General features: G+C 57.5%; 15 protein-coding genes. 12 read left to right on the top strand and 3 right to left on the bottom strand.

The genetic code is table 11. The features are described 5' to 3' along the window. Position 1 precedes the first annotated feature (1 nt). Positions 2–607 carry a HutD/Ves family protein gene (locus tag V6936_RS13320; RefSeq protein WP_336579991.1) on the bottom strand — a complete coding sequence of 202 codons (606 nt, stop codon included), beginning with the start codon at positions 605–607 and terminating at the stop codon, positions 2–4. A 294-nt stretch (positions 608–901) separates the two neighbouring features. Here V6936_RS13320 and V6936_RS13315 point away from each other — a divergent pair, with 294 nt between their 5' ends. From V6936_RS13315 to rpoH, 11 genes are all read left to right on the top strand, one after another. Further along, positions 902–2,098, top strand: coding sequence for an aminotransferase-like domain-containing protein (locus V6936_RS13315; protein ID WP_003805199.1), 1,197 nt, complete (start codon positions 902–904; stop codon positions 2,096–2,098). 210 nt (positions 2,099–2,308) lie between these two features. After that, complete coding sequence (ubiA, locus tag V6936_RS13310; protein ID WP_336579990.1) at positions 2,309–3,253, top strand: 4-hydroxybenzoate octaprenyltransferase; 945 nt, start codon at positions 2,309–2,311, stop codon at positions 3,251–3,253. Positions 3,254–3,296: 43 nt separating this feature from the next. Next, positions 3,297–4,556, top strand: coding sequence for a putative Na+/H+ antiporter (locus V6936_RS13305; RefSeq protein WP_003805195.1), 1,260 nt, complete (start codon positions 3,297–3,299; stop codon positions 4,554–4,556). A gap of 207 nt (positions 4,557–4,763) precedes the next feature. After that, on the top strand, positions 4,764–5,027 hold the full coding sequence (locus V6936_RS13300; protein WP_003805193.1) for an FmdB family zinc ribbon protein: 264 nt from the start codon (positions 4,764–4,766) through the stop codon (positions 5,025–5,027). An 11-nt stretch (positions 5,028–5,038) separates the two neighbouring features. Beyond that, positions 5,039–5,698 carry a DUF502 domain-containing protein gene (locus tag V6936_RS13295; protein WP_003805190.1) on the top strand — a complete coding sequence of 220 codons (660 nt, stop codon included), beginning with the start codon at positions 5,039–5,041 and terminating at the stop codon, positions 5,696–5,698. Positions 5,699–5,740: 42 nt separating this feature from the next. Continuing rightward, a complete protein-coding gene (aspS, locus tag V6936_RS13290; RefSeq protein ID WP_003805188.1) occupies positions 5,741–7,528 on the top strand; it encodes an aspartate--tRNA ligase in 1,788 nt (595 codons plus the stop codon). A gap of 18 nt (positions 7,529–7,546) precedes the next feature. Further along, entirely contained in the window at positions 7,547–8,398 is an 852-nt protein-coding gene (locus tag V6936_RS13285) for an endonuclease/exonuclease/phosphatase family protein (protein WP_003805186.1), read from the top strand. A gap of 47 nt (positions 8,399–8,445) precedes the next feature. Further along, positions 8,446–9,687 carry a cardiolipin synthase ClsB gene (gene clsB / locus V6936_RS13280; RefSeq protein ID WP_003805185.1) on the top strand — a complete coding sequence of 414 codons (1,242 nt, stop codon included), beginning with the start codon at positions 8,446–8,448 and terminating at the stop codon, positions 9,685–9,687. A gap of 154 nt (positions 9,688–9,841) precedes the next feature. After that, entirely contained in the window at positions 9,842–10,948 is a 1,107-nt protein-coding gene (locus tag V6936_RS13275) for an S-(hydroxymethyl)glutathione dehydrogenase/class III alcohol dehydrogenase (RefSeq protein ID WP_003805184.1), read from the top strand. A gap of 125 nt (positions 10,949–11,073) precedes the next feature. Further along, positions 11,074–11,967: an S-formylglutathione hydrolase gene (gene fghA / locus V6936_RS13270; RefSeq protein ID WP_003805182.1), complete on the top strand. Its 894-nt coding sequence runs from the start codon at positions 11,074–11,076 to the stop codon at positions 11,965–11,967. Positions 11,968–12,253: 286 nt separating this feature from the next. Next, a complete protein-coding gene (gene rpoH, locus V6936_RS13265; RefSeq protein ID WP_003805180.1) occupies positions 12,254–13,150 on the top strand; it encodes an RNA polymerase sigma factor RpoH in 897 nt (298 codons plus the stop codon). Between the two features lie 257 nt (positions 13,151–13,407). Here the strand turns inward: rpoH and V6936_RS13260 are convergent, their stop codons facing one another. Both V6936_RS13260 and V6936_RS13255 read right to left on the bottom strand, forming a co-directional pair. Continuing rightward, entirely contained in the window at positions 13,408–15,459 is a 2,052-nt protein-coding gene (locus tag V6936_RS13260; protein ID WP_336579989.1) for a TonB-dependent copper receptor, read from the bottom strand. Between the two features lie 98 nt (positions 15,460–15,557). Beyond that, entirely contained in the window at positions 15,558–15,995 is a 438-nt protein-coding gene (locus V6936_RS13255; protein ID WP_003805177.1) for a DUF2946 family protein, read from the bottom strand. 271 nt (positions 15,996–16,266) lie between these two features. Between V6936_RS13255 and V6936_RS13250 the strand changes: the two genes are divergently transcribed. After that, positions 16,267–18,876, top strand: coding sequence for a cation:proton antiporter (locus V6936_RS13250; RefSeq protein WP_059318099.1), 2,610 nt, complete (start codon positions 16,267–16,269; stop codon positions 18,874–18,876). The last annotated feature ends 37 nt before the right edge of the window (positions 18,877–18,913 follow it).

The raw sequence follows: 18,913 nt of genomic DNA, 5'->3' as shown, positions 1-18,913 counted from the left end.
GTCATTCCGTAGGGGCGATATACGCGTAGACCAGCGGGGCCGCGGCATGATCGGCGGTCAGTTGCAAGGAGACGGAGACAGAGGTGGAGCCGATCAGGGCCTGTTCTGCGGTCAGAGCCCAGCTTGCGGTTCCAGCCTGACATGTATAGCCGCCGCGTGGTGCGTACAGAAAGTGCGTGCCTGCCTCCAGCTGCACAGGAGTGTCGCGTCCCGCCCATGCCTGCAGACGGCCCTGGGCCCGGCCCCGGCGCACCATCAGATTCAAATCCTGGGTAGGGCCCTGCGCCAAGAAGCAGCTCACCTTGTCCTCACCCGCAAAGACATAGGGTTGGAAGGGATGCAGTGCATGGCGCTGTTCGTTGTGAATCAACTGCATGTGCTCGCCTTCGATGAGCAGGATATGGCGCTCTATACCGGGAAAACGGGAAAAATCACCGGAGGTCTGCACATGGGCCAGGCTAAGGCGCCAGTCAAAGCTTTCATATCCTGCTTGGGGGGGATGGCACAGGATCTCGCGTGTGGTGCCGCCCCCATTTTTCCAGTTTTGCACGGGCAGCTTGCTGATGGTTAGCAGGCCAAACAAAGTGCTTGGGTGGGGCTGGCTCATGGTGGCAGGGCTCCATGCGGATTTTAAATTGTATATACAATAACGAAGTATAGACAAAGCACGACGTTTGTCTGGGCCGAGAGCTTGTTTTTTCAGGGTAAATCCGGAGCGGATGCGCGTTGGCTACTTGCGCTGCAAGCCGCTTGGTGGCAAGGTATACGCTAATAAACCCGCGTCATAATTCATTCAAAGGTGCAGGATGCCTGGTTTTCCGGCATCCTGCGTTCATTGTTGCAAGCTATAAAGTTTGCATATGAAGTATTTAATCGTTCTTCTTCAGGACTTTTCCGAATCATGGATACCCTCTCGCAGCCTTTTACCTTTTCCCAACGTGCCCAGAAACTGAGTGGCTCCGCAATTCGTGAAATTCTCAAGGTCACGGCGCGACCCGAGATTATTTCCTTTGCGGGCGGTCTGCCCACTCCAGTCGGCTTTCCTGTCGAGGAAATGCAAAGCGCGTTCAACAAGGTATTGAGCGAGCAGGGGCGGACTGCGCTGCAATACACCACGACTGAAGGATATCTGCCGCTGCGCCAATGGTTGGCCGAGCAGATGAGCGCCGAAGGCGCGCCCGTTCAGGCCGATGAGATTTTGCTGGTGAACGGTTCCCAGCAGGCGCTGGACATGCTGGGCAAGCTGTTCATTGACGAGGGTAGCAAGGTATTGGTGGAGTCCCCGACCTATCTGGGCGCTTTGCAAGCCTTGTCGGTCTACGATCCTTCTTTCGTCGCCATTCCGACTGACGGTCAGGGCATGATTCCCGAATATGTCTCGGCACCGGAGGCCATGGGCGCTCGTCTGTTGTACGCCTTGCCCAATTTCCAGAATCCGACCGGCTTGCGTCTGCCGTTGGAACGCCGCCAGGATCTGGTGGAGCGCTGCGCTGCGGCCCATATTCCTATTATCGAGGACGATCCCTACGGCGAGTTGCGTTATGCCGGCGAGCGCCTGCCCAGCCTGCTGTCCCTGGGGCGCAAGGCAGGCGCGACAGTGGTGCGTTTGGGCACGTTCTCCAAAGTGCTGGCTCCCGGCCTGCGCCTGGGTTACATCGTGGCCCCTGCCAAAATCATCGACAAACTGGTGCAGATCAAGCAGGCCACGGATTTGCACACGTCCACACTGACACAGATGGCGGTTTACGAAGCCGTACATAACGGTTTCCTGGAACAGCACCTGCCCAAAGTGCGCGATATTTACCAGAAACAGTGCGCCATCATGCTGGACGCCATGGACAAGAACTTCCCGGACACGGCCCAATGGACCCGTCCTGAGGGTGGCATGTTCATTTGGGTGACCTTGCCCGAGCACGTGGATGCCACGGCCCTGTTGCAAAAAGCCATTGAAAATCTGGTGGCCTTTGTGCCTGGTGAGCCGTTCTACGCGGGCAATGGCGTCAAGCGCAACACATTGCGCCTGAGCTTTGCGACCGTACCCGAGGAAAAAATTCGCGAAGGCATTGCCATCTTGGGTAAACTCATCAAAGAAGCCTGATCGCTATCTGACGGGCATGGGGCGCAGCCAGACGGGTTTGCGCCTTTTCAAGCGCTGGCTCAGCCAGCGTTGTGGTTTTCAGCGCCGCTTATTGCACTTTCTTGGCTCCCAGAGCGTGAACGGGTTTCTGGAATCCACCGCATACCCTCTGTCGGAGGGTATGCTTGTTTTCGGTCTATGGCCCAGGGCCTGGATTTGGGTTTTACCTCTATGACATCTCCATCCGCTTCGAAAGCCCCCCCGCGTCCAGATCTGTCTGATATGCGCCCCAACAATGATTGGGTAGCCCGCTATCTGCCTGCCTCCTGGGGGCCGTATGCCCGGCTGTGCCGCTTGGATAGGCCAGTAGGCACCTGGTTGACTCTGCTGCCCGCGCTTGCCGCTCTGGTGCAGGCCGCGGACGGACTGCCCACCTTGTGGCGTCTGGTGATCTTTTCCCTGGGCGCTTTGCTGATGCGCGGTATTGGCTGCTGCTTTAACGATATGGCGGATCGCAATTTCGACCATCAGGTCGAGCGTACCCGTTTTCGTCCCTTGACCAGTGGCCAGATCACCATGCGTCAGGCCGTGCTCTTCGTGCTGGTGCAAATGGCCGTGTGTGCCTTGCTGCTGTTGGCGATCAATGAATACAGCCGGTGGCTGGCGCTGGCCTTGTTCCCGATTGTGATGATTTATCCCCTGTGCAAGCGTTTTACCTATTGGCCGCAAGTGGTCCTGGGCATCTGCTTTAACTGGGGCATGTTGATGGCCTGGTCGGACACCCAGAACATGGTGCCTTTTGGTGCCATCCTGATGTGGGTGGGCGCGATTTTGTGGCAGGTTGGCTACGACTCCATCTATGCCTATATCGACATGGCGGACGATACCAAGCTGGGTCTGCACTCCACGGCGCTGCGTTTTCGCGAGGCAGGCAAGACCTGGATCAGCGGTTTTTACATTGCCGCCATGTTGTGCTGGCTGATCGGCGGTTATCTGCTGAACGAGCGTATTCTGTATTACGCGGTCATGGCGCTGATTGCGCTGCATCTGCTGTGGCAAATGCGGCATTTTGACGTGCGCTATCCCGAACGAGGCCTGCGCCTTTTCCGTGCCAACATCTGGGTTGGTGTCTTGCTGGTGGTGGCTGCTTTGGCCGGCACTCTCCGTTTGGCTTGATACGTATTCAAGCAATTTACGTAAAGTTTTAAAGGTTTGAAAAATGGCCTCTCCTCTTGAGTATGTTGCAACGGCGCTGTTTGCCATTGCCATCGTCCACACCTTTTCGGTTCCGGTGTTTGCACGCTTGGCCAATAAAGGCGGCAGCCATGCAGGGCTGTGGCACATGTTGTCCGAGGTTGAGGCGGTGTTTGGCGTGTGGGCCTGTGTGCTGGTGGCCTATATGGCTGTTTTTGTGGATTTACAGTCGGCGATTGAGTATCTGGAAGGGCGCAACTTTACCGAACCCATGTTCGTGTTTGCGATCATGGTGGTCGCGGCCAGCCGTCCCATTTTAGAGCTGGTGAACAAGACGGTGTCCGTCCTGGCCCGTGCGCTTCCCATGTCTGACAAGATTTCCACGTATTTCATTACGATTTCCGTGGTGCCTCTGGCCGGTTCGCTGATTACCGAGCCGGCCGCCATGACCCTGGCGGCGCTCCTGCTGCATAAAGCCTATTTCCGTCATCAAGGCCATGCCGGCTTCAAGTATTTGACCGTGGGTGTTCTGTTTGTGAACGTCTCCATCGGCGGTGTCCTGACGGCCTATGCGGCCCCGCCCGTCCTGATGGTGGCCAGTACCTTTGGCTGGGATACAGCCTATATGTCCACCCACTTCGGGTGGCGTGCGGTCGTCGCGGTGCTGATCAATGCCACGTTGGTCACGCTGGTGTGCCGCAAGGCCTTGCTGGAAATGGGCCAGGGCATGCCCCAGGAAGCCAAGACGCAGCGTTCCGTGCCTGTGACCGTCATGGCCATTCATGTGGCTTTTCTGGTTGCGATTGTCTTGGGCGCGCATCATCCAATTGTGTTCATGGCCTTGTTGATGCTGTTCATCGGCTATGCCCACTCGTACAAACACTACCAAAGCCCCTTGCTGGTGCGTGAAGGCTTGATGGTCGGCTTTTTCCTGGCGGGACTGGTGGTGCTGGGCGGACTACAAAAATGGTGGCTTCAGGATCTGCTGGGTGGTCTGTCGCCCACGGTGCTGTTCTGGGGGGCTACCGCCTTGACGGCTGTCACCGACAACGCGGCCTTGACTTACCTGGGCTCCCTGGTTGAGGGGACCTCGGAAATCTGGCGTTACATGTTGGTCGCGGGTGCGGTCACAGGGGGCGGTTTGACAGTGATCGCCAATGCGCCCAATCCAGCCGGTTTTTCCATTTTGAAAGGCAGTTTCCCGGACGGCGCCATCTCGCCGTTGCGCTTGTTGCTCAGTGCGGCCGCGCCCACCCTGGTTGCTGCCTGCCTGTTTCTGATCTGAACCTGGTGCCCACCTTGCGCGGTGACTCTGGCGGGGTGCAAGTTCAGTGCGATTGAACGCCAAAAGGGCTAAAATCAAGCCAGAAGCGCTCCCGTGACGTGTTTGCGGGGGCCCGTTGAGCGGGGCGCCGGCTTGAAATGGGCAGGTGCCGCCCCCATTTACTGGTATCTCGAAATTTGTTTCGGCTTTTTTTAGTTAGGATGAGTCGTGCCAATCTATGCGTATAAATGCAGCTCGTGCCAATACGAAAAAGATGTGCTGCAAAAAATGTCGGACCCCGTTTTAGAGGTTTGTCCAGAATGCAATCAGCCCACCTTTACCAAACAGGTAACGGCGGCCGGGTTCCAGCTCAAGGGTACGGGCTGGTATGTAACGGACTTCCGTAACCAGGGTGGCAGCAAGCCTGCGGACAGCGGCTCGGCATCCACGCCAGCTGCTTCGTCGGCGCCTGCGCCTTCAACGTCCAGTTAACACTATTTCTTATGCGCCCCTTCAAGCGTTATTTCGTCACTGGTCTGCTCATTTGGGTGCCCCTGGTCATTACAGTCTGGGTGCTGACCTTGCTGATCGAGACGCTGGAGAGCGTTGTGCCGGAGTTCCTGTCTTCGCAGGCCTTGTTTGGCCTGCGGATTCCCGGCTTTAGAATTTTGCTGGTGCTGGCGGTCTTGTTCGGCACGGGTTTGCTGGCGGCCAATTACCTGGGCCGTGCGATGGTGGATCGTTGGGAATTGCTACTTGGGCGTATTCCTTTGGTTCGTTCCATTTATAATTCGGTCAAGCAAGTCAGCGATACGGTGTTGGCACCCGACGGTCAGGCTTTTCGCGAGGCTGTCCTGGTGCAGTATCCCAGGGCCGGCTCCTGGACCATTGCCTTTTTAACCGGTACACCGGGCGGACAAGTGGCGCAGATACTGGGAGACGACTTTGTCAGTGTCTACGTGCCCACGACGCCCAACCCGACCTCCGGTTTTTTCCTGATGATGCCTCGGGCGGACGTTCACAAGCTCGACATGACGGTGGATGCAGCGCTTAAATACATCGTATCCATGGGCGTGGTCAGCCCTGTCGAGCCCATAGCCCTACCCCCAGTTTCTGACCAGCCTGCGGGCCCTGAAGGGACGCCCCCTTTGGCTGGAACCTGAATTTTCCAATTTGCAGTTTTTACTATTTCGGAGTCATCCTAGATGCGTACGTGTTATACCGGCGAGGTTTCCAAAGAATACCTGGGCCAGACGGTCAATTTGTTTGGCTGGGTACATCGTCGCCGCGACCACGGGGGTGTGATTTTCATTGATCTGCGCGACCGTGAGGGTCTGGCGCAGGTTGTGGTCAATCCTGACAACGTGCAGGCCTTTGAAGTGGCTGAGCGCATCCGTAATGAGTACTGCCTGCGCATTACCGGTCGTGTTCAGGCTCGTCCCGAAGGCACGGTCAATTCGGATCTGCGCTCGGGCGAAATCGAGATCGTCTGTGACGAAATCGAGATCCTGAACGCTTCGGTCACACCCGCTTTCCAGCTTGATGATGACAATCTGTCCGAAACCACCCGTTTGACGCACCGTGTCCTGGATTTGCGTCGTCCGCAAATGCAGAACAACCTGATGCTGCGCTACAAAGTGTCCATGCAGGCCCGTCGCTACCTGGACGACCTGGGGTTCATCGATATTGAAACGCCCATGTTGACCAAGAGCACCCCCGAAGGCGCTCGCGACTATCTGGTGCCTTCGCGTGTGAACGCCGGCGAATTTTTTGCGCTGCCCCAGTCGCCCCAGCTGTTCAAGCAGATGCTGATGGTGTCGGGCTTTGACCGCTACTACCAGATCACCAAGTGCTTTCGCGATGAGGACTTGCGTGCGGACCGCCAGCCCGAATTTACCCAGATCGACTGCGAAACCTCTTTCCTGAACGAAGAGCAGATTCGCGAGATTTTCGAGGGCATGGTCACACATATTTTCCGCACGGTGCAAAATGTGGAGCTGCCCAAGTTCCCCACCATGAGCTGGACTGAAGCCATGCAGCGCTACGGCTCGGACAAGCCTGATCTGCGCGTCAAGCTGGAGTTCGTGGATGTGGCTGACCTGATGCGTGAAGTGGATTTCAAGGTCTTTTCCGCACCGGCCAACGACCCAAGCTGCCGTGTGGTTGCCTTGCGCATTCCTGGCGGTGGCGCCATGCCCCGCAGCGAAATCGACGCCTACACCAAGTTTGTCGGTATTTACGGCGCCAAGGGCCTGGCCTACATCAAGGTCAACGATGTGACCTCGATTCCTGAGGGCCTGCAGTCGCCCATCGTCAAGAACATCAATGTAGAGGTTCTGAAGCAGTTGATGGAGCGCACAGGTGCTCAGAATGGTGACCTGATCTTCTTTGGTGCCGACAAGGCCAAGATCGTCAACGACGCGATCGGCGCGCTGCGTATCAAGATCGGTCACAGCGAGTTCGGCAAGGAAAACGGCCTATTCGAAGAAGGCTGGAAACCTCTGTGGGTGGTGGACTTCCCCATGTTCGAGTACGACGAGGGCGAGAACCGCTACTTCGCCGCTCACCACCCGTTCACCAGCCCCAAAGATGGTCACGAAGATCTGTTGGAAACCGATCCCGGCAAGGCCTTTGCCAAGGCCTACGACATGGTGCTGAACGGTTGGGAAGTGGGTGGCGGCTCGGTCCGTATCCACCGCGCCGATGTTCAAAGCAAAGTATTCAATGCCTTGAAGATTGGCCCTGAAGAGGCTCAGCTCAAATTTGGCTTCCTGCTTGATGCCTTGCAATACGGTGCGCCTCCACACGGCGGTCTGGCCATGGGACTGGACCGACTGGTTACCCTGATGGCGGGCGCGGATTCGATTCGTGACGTGATCGCGTTCCCCAAGACGCAGCGTGCTCAGTGTTTGCTGACTCAGGCCCCCTCGGCGGTGGATGAGCAGCAACTGCGCGAGTTGCATATCCGTCTGCGGGCCGTGGACAACAAATAAGTCAAATCGGGGGACGGCGTGTCAGTGATTCGGGTAGTCAGCTACAACATTCACAAAGGACGCTCGGCTTCTGGCAAACGAGAGTCCTTGGCGGATTTGCGCCTGGGACTGTACGGACTGTCTCCCGACTTGCTGTTTTTGCAGGAAGTGCAGGGGCGCAACCAGCTGCAAAGCAGTCTGGACGCCCAGCATGAGTCTTTGGCTGCGGCCTTGCGCATGAATACGGCCTATGGCTGCAATGTGGTTCGTCCGTATACGGACCACGGCAATGCCTTGCTATCGCGTTTTCCTATCCTGCAGTATGAAAACCAGGATATTTCGGATCACCGCATGGAGCAGCGTGGTCTACTCCATGCGGTCATTGATATTGATGGCCGCCCGGTGCACTGCATTGTGGTCCACCTGGGACTGTTTAACAGTGGCCGGGTTCGTCAGGTGCAGGCGCTGCTCGATCGCATCAAGCGCATTGTCCCGGCCGATGAGCCGTTGCTGATTGCGGGCGACTTCAATGACTGGAATAACCGGCTGGCCCCGATTTTTGTGCAGCAATTGAACCTGTACGAAGTGTTTTCTTTCTCGCCTCGCGGACAGGTTGATAACCGTTTCCGCTTGCGCCAGCCCATCAAGTGGCTGCGTACCCGGCGTAAAAGCGGGTTGGTGGTGCCTGAGCAGGGCATACAACTGGGTGTGAACGGCGCAGCGCGCATGACGCCTCCTCCCCGCACGTTCCCAGCGGCATTCCCCTGGCTACGACTGGATCGGGTTTATCAGCGTGGTTTCGCGGTCCGTAATGCCCGTGTGCTGGTGGGGGACCCCTGGAAGCAGTTGTCTGATCATGCCCCTATCCTGACTGAGCTGGAGCTGCCCTGAAGGAGCTTTGCCGTTCAGTGGTTTCTTAACGCATAGGCCTTGCAAACATGCCGAGTCTGAAGCGCGATCCACTTTGGCACGATGGTAATCAGATCACCTTGCTGCAAAATGGGCAGGAGTTTTTTCCGGCTATTTGTCAGGCGATCGATCAGGCCACCAAGCGCCTGCATCTGGAAACCTATATCTTCAACCTGGATGATAGCGGTCACAGTGTTCTGGACGCCTTGCGTCGGGCCTGTGAGCGAGGGGTACGCGTGCGTGTGGTGATCGACGGCTTTGGCAGTGATGTCTATGCCTTGCAGATCGCTGAGCAGTTAAAGGCCATGCGAGCGCGTTATCGAATTTACCGACCCAAGCCCAAAGGATGGCGGGAGCCGCGTCTATCCCTACGACGTTTGCGCCGGTTGCACCGCAAGATGCTGGTGGTTGATGAGCGCATTGGTTTTGTGGGCGGCATCAATATCCTGGATGATTTTGATGAGGTGCCGCTAATCGATGGGAAGGGCAGGCCACGTTTTGATTTTGCCGTGCGCTGCGAGGGGCCGATCGTCGATGATATGGTGCGCGCCCAACAGGCCTTGTGGCTGCGCATGGCCTGGCGCAGACGCAAGGACTGGGACAGTTTTACGCAACGCTTCACCACTTGGCGCGAGTGGCGCAAACGGCGTCAGGCTCGCAAGAAAGCGCAGCAGGCCGGAGAGGTGTTCGAGGGGGTCCGGGCCACCTTGTTGCTGCGGGATAATGTGCGCTATCGTCAGCAGATTGAGCAGGCTTACTTGCACCTGCTGGGCAAGGCGCAGCAACAGGTGATTTTGGCCAATGCTTACTTTTTCCCGGGCCGCAGCCTGCGGCGACGCATTGAGCAGACGGCACAGCGGGGCGTGCGGGTGCGTTTGTTGCTGCAAGGTCATGCCGAGTATTTTCTGCAATATCGGGCCTGTAGATTTATGTACGGACAGTTGCTGGACCACGGCATTGAGCTGTACGAGTACAAGGCCAGTTACTTGCACGCCAAAGTGGCGGTCATTGATGATTACTCCATGGTGGGCTCATCCAATCTGGACCCGTTCAGCCTGTTGCTGGCGCGTGAGGCCAATGTCCTGATTCAGGATGCGCCGTTCACCCGGGATTTGCAGGCCAAGCTGGAATACGAAATCGAGCACAATGCCACGCGGGTTCATCAGGAACACTATCAGCGTCTGGGTTGGCTGAGCAGGCTGGTCGATTATCTGGCATATGGTATGTTGCGTCTGGGTGTGCTCTTGACGGGCAAATCGTCCTTGTACTGAGGTCGGTGCGGCTTTGCTCAGGCGGGGCTTTACCCATACAAGGAGTCGGCCGACAGGCCGCGCCTTATAAAATATTTCTTATACTTTAATAGTTTGGTCCCGAAGGACCGAGTTGACCGTAACCATAATTACTTTTACCCGGAGGGTGGACCACATGAAAACACGTGCAGCTGTTGCCTGGAAAGCGGGCGCGCCGCTAACGATTGAAGAGGTCGATCTGGCAGGCCCCAAAGCAGGCGAAGTGTTGGTCGAGATCAAGGCGACAGGCATTTGCCATACTGATTACTACACCCTGTCGGGCGCTGACCCGGAAGGTTTGTTTCCCGCCATTTTGGGCCATGAAGGTGCAGGCGTGGTGTTGGATGTCGGCGCGGGTGTCACCAGCCTGCGCCCTGGCGATCATGTAATCCCCCTGTACACGCCCGAATGTCGTCAGTGCAAATCCTGCCTGTCGCGCAAGACCAATCTGTGTACAGCCATTCGCTCTACCCAGGGCAAGGGTTTGATGCCCGATGGCACCTCGCGTTTCTCCATCGGCGGCAAACCGGTTCACCATTACATGGGCACATCGACCTTCGCCAACCATATCGTGGTGCCTGAAATTGCGCTGGCCAAGATCCGTAGTGATGCTCCGTTCGACAAGGTGTGCTACATCGGCTGTGGCGTGACCACCGGCCTGGGCGCTGTCCTGTTTACTGCCAAGGTGGAAGCGGGCGCCAACGTGGTGGTGTTTGGTTTGGGCGGGATTGGCCTGAACGTGATCCAGGGCGCCAAGATGGTGGGTGCGGACAAGATCATTGGTGTGGATATCAATCCCGAGCGCGAAGCCATGGCCCGCCAGTTCGGCATGACGGATTTTGTGAACCCCAATGACGTTGAAAACGTGGTGGACCACATTATTCAGCTGACTGATGGCGGTGCGGATTATTCGTTTGAATGTATCGGCAACACCAAGGTCATGCGCCAAGCCCTGGAATGCTGTCACCGCGGTTGGGGCCAGTCCATCATTATCGGCGTAGCCGAGGCCGGCGCTGAAATCGCTACCCGTCCGTTCCAACTGGTGACGGGCCGTGAATGGAAAGGCTCTGCATTTGGCGGCGCTCGTGGTCGTACCGATGTCCCCAAGATTGTGGACTGGTACATGGATGGCAAGATCAATATCGACGACCTGATCACCCACACCTTGCCGCTGGAGCGTATCAATGAAGGCTTTGACCTGATGAACGCAGGCAAGTCCATTCGTTCGGTGGTGATGTACTGATTGCGATCGTCATGAGGGGGCAGGCGTGCGCCCGCACCCTTTATCCCGGTCCAGGAGCGGTGGGAGGTCTTCGGGTGCTTTCACTGATCCTGGGCCGGATTTGCTATTGAGAACACGAGGGGGCTATGACTCAGACACTGGAACTGCTTAACGAACATCGCTGTTTTAATGGTTGGCAGCGCTACTACCAACACGCGTCGCAGACGATCGGTTTGCCCATGCGTTTTTCTGTGTACCTGCCGCCTCAGTTGCAGGCCCATGCCCAAAAGGGTGCGACCAATCTGGCCGAGGCCGTCGGCCAAGGCCGTGTGCCTGTCCTGTTTTTCCTGGCTGGGCTGACCTGCACAGAAGAAACCTTCATGATCAAGGCCGGTGCCCAGCGCTATGCTGCCGAGCACGGCATCATGCTCGTTGCTCCCGACACCAGCCCGCGTGGCGCTGGCGTGGAAGGAGAGAACGATGGCTGGGACCTGGGAACCGGGGCCGGTTTCTATCTGGATGCCACAGAACCTGGCTGGAGCACGCATTACCGCATGGAAAGCTATGTGAGCCAGGAGCTCTTTGATCTGGTCACGACCCTCTTGCCCGGCGATGCCAGTCGTGTGGGTATTTTTGGCCACTCCATGGGGGGCCATGGTGCCTTGACCTTGGCCCTGCGCCATCCCGGTAAATATCGCTCTGTATCGGCTTTCGCTCCTATTGCGGCCCCCAGCCGTTGTCCGTGGGGCGAAAAAGCCTTCGGTGCCTATCTCGGTCAGGACCGTCAGGCCTGGGAGCAGCACGACGCCAGTGCCTTGATGAGCAAGCGCAGCACCCCTTATCCGGCTGGTATTTTGGTGGACCAGGGCTTGAGCGATGGCTTTCTGGCCGAGCAACTGTATCCGGACGTCTTTGAGCAGGCCTGTGAACAGGCCAAGCAGCCTTTGACCTTGCGTCGCCACGAAGGCTATGACCACGGCTACTACTTCATTTCGACCTTCATTCAGGACCACCTGGACTTTCACGCCGAGCGCCTGTGATTGGCGGATAAACCAGGTCGCACTTTGTTGTTTTCATGTGGGCGTAAAGGCGTTACTCTCAGGCTGCCACGGTTTTCAGCTTGTTTGTGGCGTTCTGCCCACCGATTTATTGCAGTTTGACGCTAAAGAGTGAACTTTTTCTTGCTGCGACGCTCTTATTCCTGTATCTGAAATTTTTAGCACTCCAGAGCATCGAGTGCTAAACTCAATCATTGATGAAATGCGTTTTCCGCGGTTTGAGAGCCTTGCTCAGTGTTCTCGCCGGCTGACTTTTTAAGGATTTTCCATGACACAACAAGCGAACGCTTTGGCCCTGGCGTCTGGTAATGAACTGGTCGCCGCCGTGTCTAATCCAGGCGCACTGGGGACGATCGAAGCGTATATCTCTGCCGTTAACCGCCTGCCCATGCTCAGCGCCGAGCGCGAAACCGAGCTGGGTCAGCGCCTGCGCGACCAGGATGATCTGGATGCCGCGCGTGAATTGATTTTGTCGCACCTGCGTCTGGTGGTCTCCATTGCCCGTCAATATCTGGGTTATGGATTGCCCCATGCCGACCTGATCCAGGAGGGCAATGTGGGCCTGATGAAAGCCGTCAAGCGCTTTGATCCCGATCGCGGGGTGCGTTTGGTGTCGTTTGCCGTGCATTGGATCAAGGCCGAGATTCATGAATACGTCGTGCGCAACTGGCGCATGGTGAAAGTGGCCACGACCAAAGCCCAACGCAAACTGTTTTTCAACCTGCGTCGTATGCGTCCGGACGGACAAACCTTGGATACCGCGCAGGTCGATGCGATTGCGCGTGAGTTGGACGTGCGCCCACAGGACGTCAGCGAGATGGAAGTGCGCCTGTCGGGTCACGATATGGCTCTGGAGGCCCCGACCAACGACGATGATGACAATTTCGCGCCTATTTCCTATCTGTCCGATGAAGGACACGAGGAGCCGAGCCGCGTGCTGGAGCGCCGCGCTCAGGACATGTTGGAAGGCAGTGGCCTGGAAGAGGCGATCGACACGTTGGACGAGCGTTCGCAGCGGATTGTGCGCGCACGCTGGTTGCAGGATGATGGCGGTGCCACTTTGCACGATCTGGCTGCTGAGTTTGGCGTGTCGGCCGAGCGTATCCGTCAGATTGAAGTGGCCGCGTTCAAAAAGCTGCGCGTGGCGCTGTCTGCTGCCGTGTAAGCCGTTTTAAAGAGTTACAACTTTTCAGGGAAAAGGGCTGAACTTACGCTGATCTTCGCGGACTAAACAATACATTTGCTGATTTTTGCCACCTACGCATATCGGCATTTGCACGTCCGCTTCGGCTTCTCCTCTTCCCCTCCCTTTTGAAGCGGATGTTTACGGGACACCGACCAGGTGTCCCTTTTTTTGTCCTGATGCTGCTGCCGTTTGCCCAGCCGGGTCGGTCAGACCCGGATAGGGCTTATACGGAAGGCTCAGAAGGACAGGGCTGCGCGTAGCCAGAGGGTGCGGCCAGGGTCATTAAAGCGCGTGGCGGCGCCAAAGCCAAAACCGCTGTTACCGGCCAGATTCAAGTGTTCACCATAGGTTTTGTTGAACAGATTGTCGACACCGGCTGTCAGGGACAGATTACGGTTGATTTTGTAGCCTCCGTACAGCGACACCGTGCTAAATCCTCCGGTAGGCCCGAAGTCATAACCAACCACATTTCCCTGATCTTGAGCGTAGCGCGTCTGCTTGGCCACAATGCGCCAGATACCGCCTGCAGACCAAGGGCCGTGTACATAGTCCGCCGTTAAACGCAGATCCAGAGGGGGCATTTGTGGCAGAGCCCGACTGTCTGTGCGGTTGCTGCCCCAGGCATAGGCCAGGCTGCTGCCCAGCGTCCAACTGGGGGAGACTTTCCAGTCGGCACCCAATTCGCCACCCATAATACGAGCATTGACGTTGCGAGCCTGCGTTTTTCTGCCCATCATGCCGCCAGGCAGGTAGTCGAACAGGATGTAGTCCTGAATCTGGCCGAGGTAAGCTGAGGCCCAGGCCGAGACCGTGTCATCCTTGTACTGTGCGCCAATATCCAGTTGCGTGGTTTTTTCTGGTTGAATGCCCAGGAAGGCGCTGGGACTTCCCTGTGGGCCGCTGGCTGGAGAAATGAGCTCCCAGTAGTCTGGCATGCGCTGTACATGGCCGATACCGGCGTACAGGCTCAAGGGCAGGCTTGGCAGATCATGCTCAATACGTATAAAGGCGCTGGGCAGGGTTTCTTTGCGACGTTCGTTGGCACCGGGGTTGGGCTTGCTCATCATGCCGCTGCCCAGACTGGGACGCAGGTCCCGGGCGCTGGCCCAGTCCAGACGTGCGCCACCAATCAGACGACTGTTATCGTTCAGATCCCAACGCGCCTCGGTAAAGAGGCCGATATTGTCGAACTCCGCATCTTTTATCCAATCCTGATCACGGTAATCCTGCATACCCATACCGCTGCGCTTGCGATGGCGGCTGCGCATCACATCGGTACCGGTCGTCAGGGTCAAATCGTCGCGTAACGCCCAATCCACACTGATGCGTCCGCCCCAGGTCAGGCGATCCACATTGGAGGCCATGGGCATGGACATGCCAGCGCTGGGTTTGAAGGGGCGCAGCTCATAGTTGTCCATAACGTGATCGGCGTAGTTGTAGTAGAGCTGGGCCTCCACCTGGCGCACAGCCCCTTCCTGCATCTCTTTCTTGAAGCGTAGCCCCAGGTTTTCGCGCTTGAACTTCGTGCCGTCCATGCCACGTCCTGCGTAGCGGGCATACCCGTCGCCCGTACCGGCGCTAAGCTCCAGTAAAGTGTCGCTATCGGGTGTCAGCCCAATGGCGACATCGGTATTCCATTTTTTCCAGCGTGAGGGGACGCGCTCGCCGTCCCCATCCTTGTAGTCCTGCGCGCGGTCCTGGTTGGCGGTCAGGCGGGCATAGTAAGAGGCATTGCCGGCCGCGAAATCCACGTTTCCGGCGTGGCGTCCTGCCGACCCGCCTAGCAGGCTGGCTTCCAGCGTGGCATCGTTCTCGGTGAAACCGGGTGCTGTGCGCTCGAAACGTATCGTTCCGGCAGAAGCGCCCGGCCCCCAGCGTACGCTTTGTGGGCCTTTGATGATGGTCAGCTCATCAAAGGACTGGGGCGAAATGTAGGAGGTAGGCGCATCCATCCGGGACGGGCAGGCACCGGGCATGGCGCTGCCGTTGGTCAGTATGTTCAGACGCGAACCAAACATGCCGCGCAGTACTGGATCACCATTGCTGCCGCCATTGCGGATGGCGGCAAAACCCGGAATTGTTTTCAGGTAGTCGGTGCCGTCGCTGGCCGGCAAGGGCAGGCGGGGCAGCTTGGGGTTGGTACTAAATTGCAGGGGCGACTCGGGGGCCACACCTGTCACCACAATGGGGCTCAGTTGATCAATAACGGTGGCTTGGGCCAGGGCCATAGAGGGCAGGCAGGCCAGAACACCGGCGCGGATCAGGCCGGGGCTTACTAGGTTCTTCATGACTAAATTCCAAAGCGCAGCCATCGTCCAGCGGCATACCCGCTTGGTCGAGAGCTGCAGGGCAGAGAAAGCGTAGCGGCAGCGCCGAACGCGAGGAATCAGGCAGGAAGAAGGAAGGGAGGAGCGCGTGGCCCCACGGGTGGGCCGCGAATAAAGGTTTGGGCCAGGGCCGGGTGGAGTGCCGGAAGCAACAAGGGCCGGAAATGGCCCAGGCTCAAGGGCGTCACGAGCGCGACAGGCGCGGGTGTCAGAGCCGCTTGCAGCATGACGCAGAATGGGCAGGTGGCGCTGGTGGTGGCCTGATCGGAGTGCGCTGTGGCGTCCTCGCCTAACAGGGCGGCCCAGTGTTGCGCCATTTCAGGTGGCAGGCTCTGTCCGGAAGGCAGACAAAAGGCCAGGGCATAGCCTTGATCGCCCTGTTTAGGCATATAGCCGGTTGGCACGACTCCGCGCAACACCACAGCCAGCAGCAACAGACACAGGCCCAGTCGATGGGGCCAGGCATGGGCGGCGAGGAAGGAGCGCGGAAAACTCATGATGCGAAAGTATAACCAGTTATGTCAGGGGCGAATTTGCGCTGGCGCAGGTTTTGAGTTGCCGCTTTACGGATGAGTGTGTGCCCCGGCACAGGCCAAAAAACGTAAATTTTGCGAGAAAAAGATAATTTGGCGGCTGTGGGCCGGGGAAAAAGCGCTATTCTGATTCCTGCGGAAAGCGGGGGGATTTTCCGTGCCGATCTGGCTTGCCCATGTCTGAATGCGTAGGCACATGCCAATCGGGTCAATGCCGATGACAAAGGATGTCGCGATGCACATTGGGCAGTTTGTTTTTGGACTGGCAGGCCTGTTGGGATTGGTCGCCTTTATGCCGCCTTTGGCTGGACGCCTGCGACTACCGTATTCCGTACTACTGGCCTTGATCGGCTTTGCGCTGGGCATCCTGCTGCATTTGCATGCCTGGGCGCCCAAGATGGTGTCGGACTTTCTCAATACCCTGCAGGCCTTCGACATCTCGTCCGAGACTTTTCTATACGCCTTTTTGCCCATCTTGTTGTTCGAGACATCGCTGGCCATGAACTTGCGCCGCTTGCTCGATGATATCGGTGCCATTTTGATGATGGCAATTGTGGCCGTGGTGGTCTGTACCTTTGCCGTGGGTTACGCCTTGAACGCGGCGTCGTCTTATGGACTGGTAGTCTGTTTGATGTTGGGCGCGATTGTGGCCACGACAGACCCTGTCGCCGTGGTGGGCATCTTCCGTGAAGTGGGCGCACCCAAACGGTTGTCCACGCTGGTCGAAGGGGAGGCCCTGTTTAACGACGCCGCTTCCATTGCTCTGTATTCCGTGCTGCTGGCGGTGCTGACCGGAGGTGGTGAGTTAAGTGGTAGTACGGTGCTGGGCAGCTTCCTGTTCAGTTTTCTGGGTGGGGGGATCTCGGGCTTCTTAATGGGACGGCTGGCCAGTGGTCTGTTTGTGCTCTTGCGGGGTTGGCCCGCTGCTGAAGTAACCCTGACCATTGCCTTGGCTTACCTGGCCTTTTTTGTATCCGAACACTATCTGGGTGTGTCGGGAGTGGTCGCTACCGTCATTTCCGGTTTGGTGGTGGGTTCCACGGGTCGCACCCGCATGTCGCCCGCGACTTTCGAACTGTTAAGCAGCTCCTGGACCCAGATGGGGTTTCTGGCCAATTCCCTGATCTTTCTGTTCGCCGCCATGTTGATTCCGCGCCTGATGGCAGAAATCACCTGGATGCAGATTGGTCTGGTTGTATTGCTGTTTGGGGTGACGCTTCTGGCACGTGCTGCGATGGTGTTTGGCGTGCTGCCTCTGTTGGGCCGTACTCGCTTTGGCACTCGGGTCAGTCGACCTTACCGGGTGGTGATTTTATGGGGCGGGCTGCGCGGAGCAGTCTCCCTGGCGCTGGCCTTGGCGGTTACGGAACAACACGCCATTCCGCATGATGTGCGCCAGTTCATCGGTGTGGCCACCACGGGCTTTGTGCTGCTGACCCTGTTTGTGAACGGGATCAGCTTGCGGCCCTTGATTCGTCGTTTGGGTTTGAATCAGTTGACACCGCTGGAGCGCCATTTGCGCGATCAGGCGGTGAGTCTGGCGCTGGAAGAGCTGCGCGACAAGACCGAGGAACTGGGTCGGCAAGAGCAGATCAAGCCACAAGTGATCGAGCGCCTTTGTACGGTTTTTGAGGCCAGTCAGGCCGGTGTGGCGTCGGGCCAGATTCAAAGCCTGACCGAGGCACAGAAAATCAAAATGGGCATGGCGATTTTATCGGCCCGCGAGGTGGAGCTGTTTTACGAGCTGCTGAAATCGCAGATCGTGGATTGGAAAACAGCCGAGGCCCTATTGAGCCGGGCCGAACGCATGAACGATACAGTGAGGCTGGCCGGTTTGGCCGGTTTTGAGGCGGCGATTGCAACAGACCTGCGCTATTCGCGTGGTTTTCGTACCGCTTTGCGTCTGCATTATCTGTTTGGTTTGCAAGGCTGGCTGGTACGCGAACTGGATAAACGCTTCTCCAATCTGATCGCCAAACGCTCGGTTGCGCAGCGTCTGATTCGTTTTGCCGAGACTGAATTGGCGCCCTTATTGGGGAAACAGGCGACCGGTACGATTGTGCAGGCCCATAAGTTACGTTTGTCTCAGCTGGAAGAGGCCCTGCACTCCCTGACCCTGCAATACCCGGTGTTTGCGCAATGGTTGCAGGAATCCTATCTGGCGCGTGTGGCAGCCTCGCAAGAGCGGGCGCACTATCGCACCATGCTGTCGCATTCCCTGATTACCAGCGAGATGTATGCGGATCTGGTCAAACAGATTACGCAACGCTGGCGCTATCTGGATGAGCGTCCCACTCTGGACATGACCATGAGCGCCATGGAGCTGATTGCGCAGGTGCCCATGTTCGACGGCATCTCCGAGCAAGCCAAAAAAGAGCTGGCTCGACGCTTGCGTCCACGTCTGGCGCTGCCAGATCAAAAGATCCATTTGCGCTATGGCGGCATGCGTGCCATGTTCTTTGTGGCGTCCGGGGCGCTGGAGTTGACCTTGCCTGATGGCAGCCTGGTGGAACTGGGGACAGGGCAGACGATTGGTGAGGTCAATGTTGTGGAGCACAGCGACCACGTTGGTGAAGTGCGCTCCCTGGGCTATAGCCGCCTGCTGATGCTGACCGAGCGTGATTTCGATACCTTGCGTGGCAAAGATCCCATCTTCAGTGAAAAGATCGAGGCCGTGGTGCGACAGCGCCAACGCGCGTATCAGGTCTGGCAGGAATTCGAGTCCGGCCAGCGTCAGCACGAAGAATTGCCACCCTTGTTTGGTTTGGCGCATGCCTTGAGCGAGGCAGAAAACTTTGTGGGCCCGCCCTTGCCACCTGATTGGGAACGGACAGTAGAAGCCTAGTCGAAAAAAAACGGGTCTGCTGTGACCCGTTTTTTTG

It is taken from the genome of Alcaligenes sp. CHO6, assembly GCF_037120595.1.
Classification (GTDB): domain Bacteria; phylum Pseudomonadota; class Gammaproteobacteria; order Burkholderiales; family Burkholderiaceae_B; genus Alcaligenes; species Alcaligenes ammonioxydans.
This window is presented reverse-complemented; position numbering and strand designations above follow the sequence as displayed.

Coding starts and splice junctions, on each gene's coding strand:
- fghA (WP_003805182.1), top strand. CDS start 11,074: ATGACTCAGACACTGGAACTGCTTAACGAACATCGCTGTTTTAATGGT.
- rpoH (WP_003805180.1), top strand. CDS start 12,254: ATGACACAACAAGCGAACGCTTTGGCCCTGGCGTCTGGTAATGAACTG.
- aspS (WP_003805188.1), top strand. CDS start 5,741: ATGCGTACGTGTTATACCGGCGAGGTTTCCAAAGAATACCTGGGCCAG.
- V6936_RS13250 (WP_059318099.1), top strand. CDS start 16,267: ATGCACATTGGGCAGTTTGTTTTTGGACTGGCAGGCCTGTTGGGATTG.
- V6936_RS13275 (WP_003805184.1), top strand. CDS start 9,842: ATGAAAACACGTGCAGCTGTTGCCTGGAAAGCGGGCGCGCCGCTAACG.
- ubiA (WP_336579990.1), top strand. CDS start 2,309: ATGACATCTCCATCCGCTTCGAAAGCCCCCCCGCGTCCAGATCTGTCT.
- V6936_RS13320 (WP_336579991.1), bottom strand. CDS start 607: ATGAGCCAGCCCCACCCAAGCACTTTGTTTGGCCTGCTAACCATCAGC.
- V6936_RS13260 (WP_336579989.1), bottom strand. CDS start 15,459: ATGAAGAACCTAGTAAGCCCCGGCCTGATCCGCGCCGGTGTTCTGGCC.
- V6936_RS13295 (WP_003805190.1), top strand. CDS start 5,039: ATGCGCCCCTTCAAGCGTTATTTCGTCACTGGTCTGCTCATTTGGGTG.
- V6936_RS13255 (WP_003805177.1), bottom strand. CDS start 15,995: ATGAGTTTTCCGCGCTCCTTCCTCGCCGCCCATGCCTGGCCCCATCGA.
- V6936_RS13315 (WP_003805199.1), top strand. CDS start 902: ATGGATACCCTCTCGCAGCCTTTTACCTTTTCCCAACGTGCCCAGAAA.
- clsB (WP_003805185.1), top strand. CDS start 8,446: ATGCCGAGTCTGAAGCGCGATCCACTTTGGCACGATGGTAATCAGATC.
- V6936_RS13305 (WP_003805195.1), top strand. CDS start 3,297: ATGGCCTCTCCTCTTGAGTATGTTGCAACGGCGCTGTTTGCCATTGCC.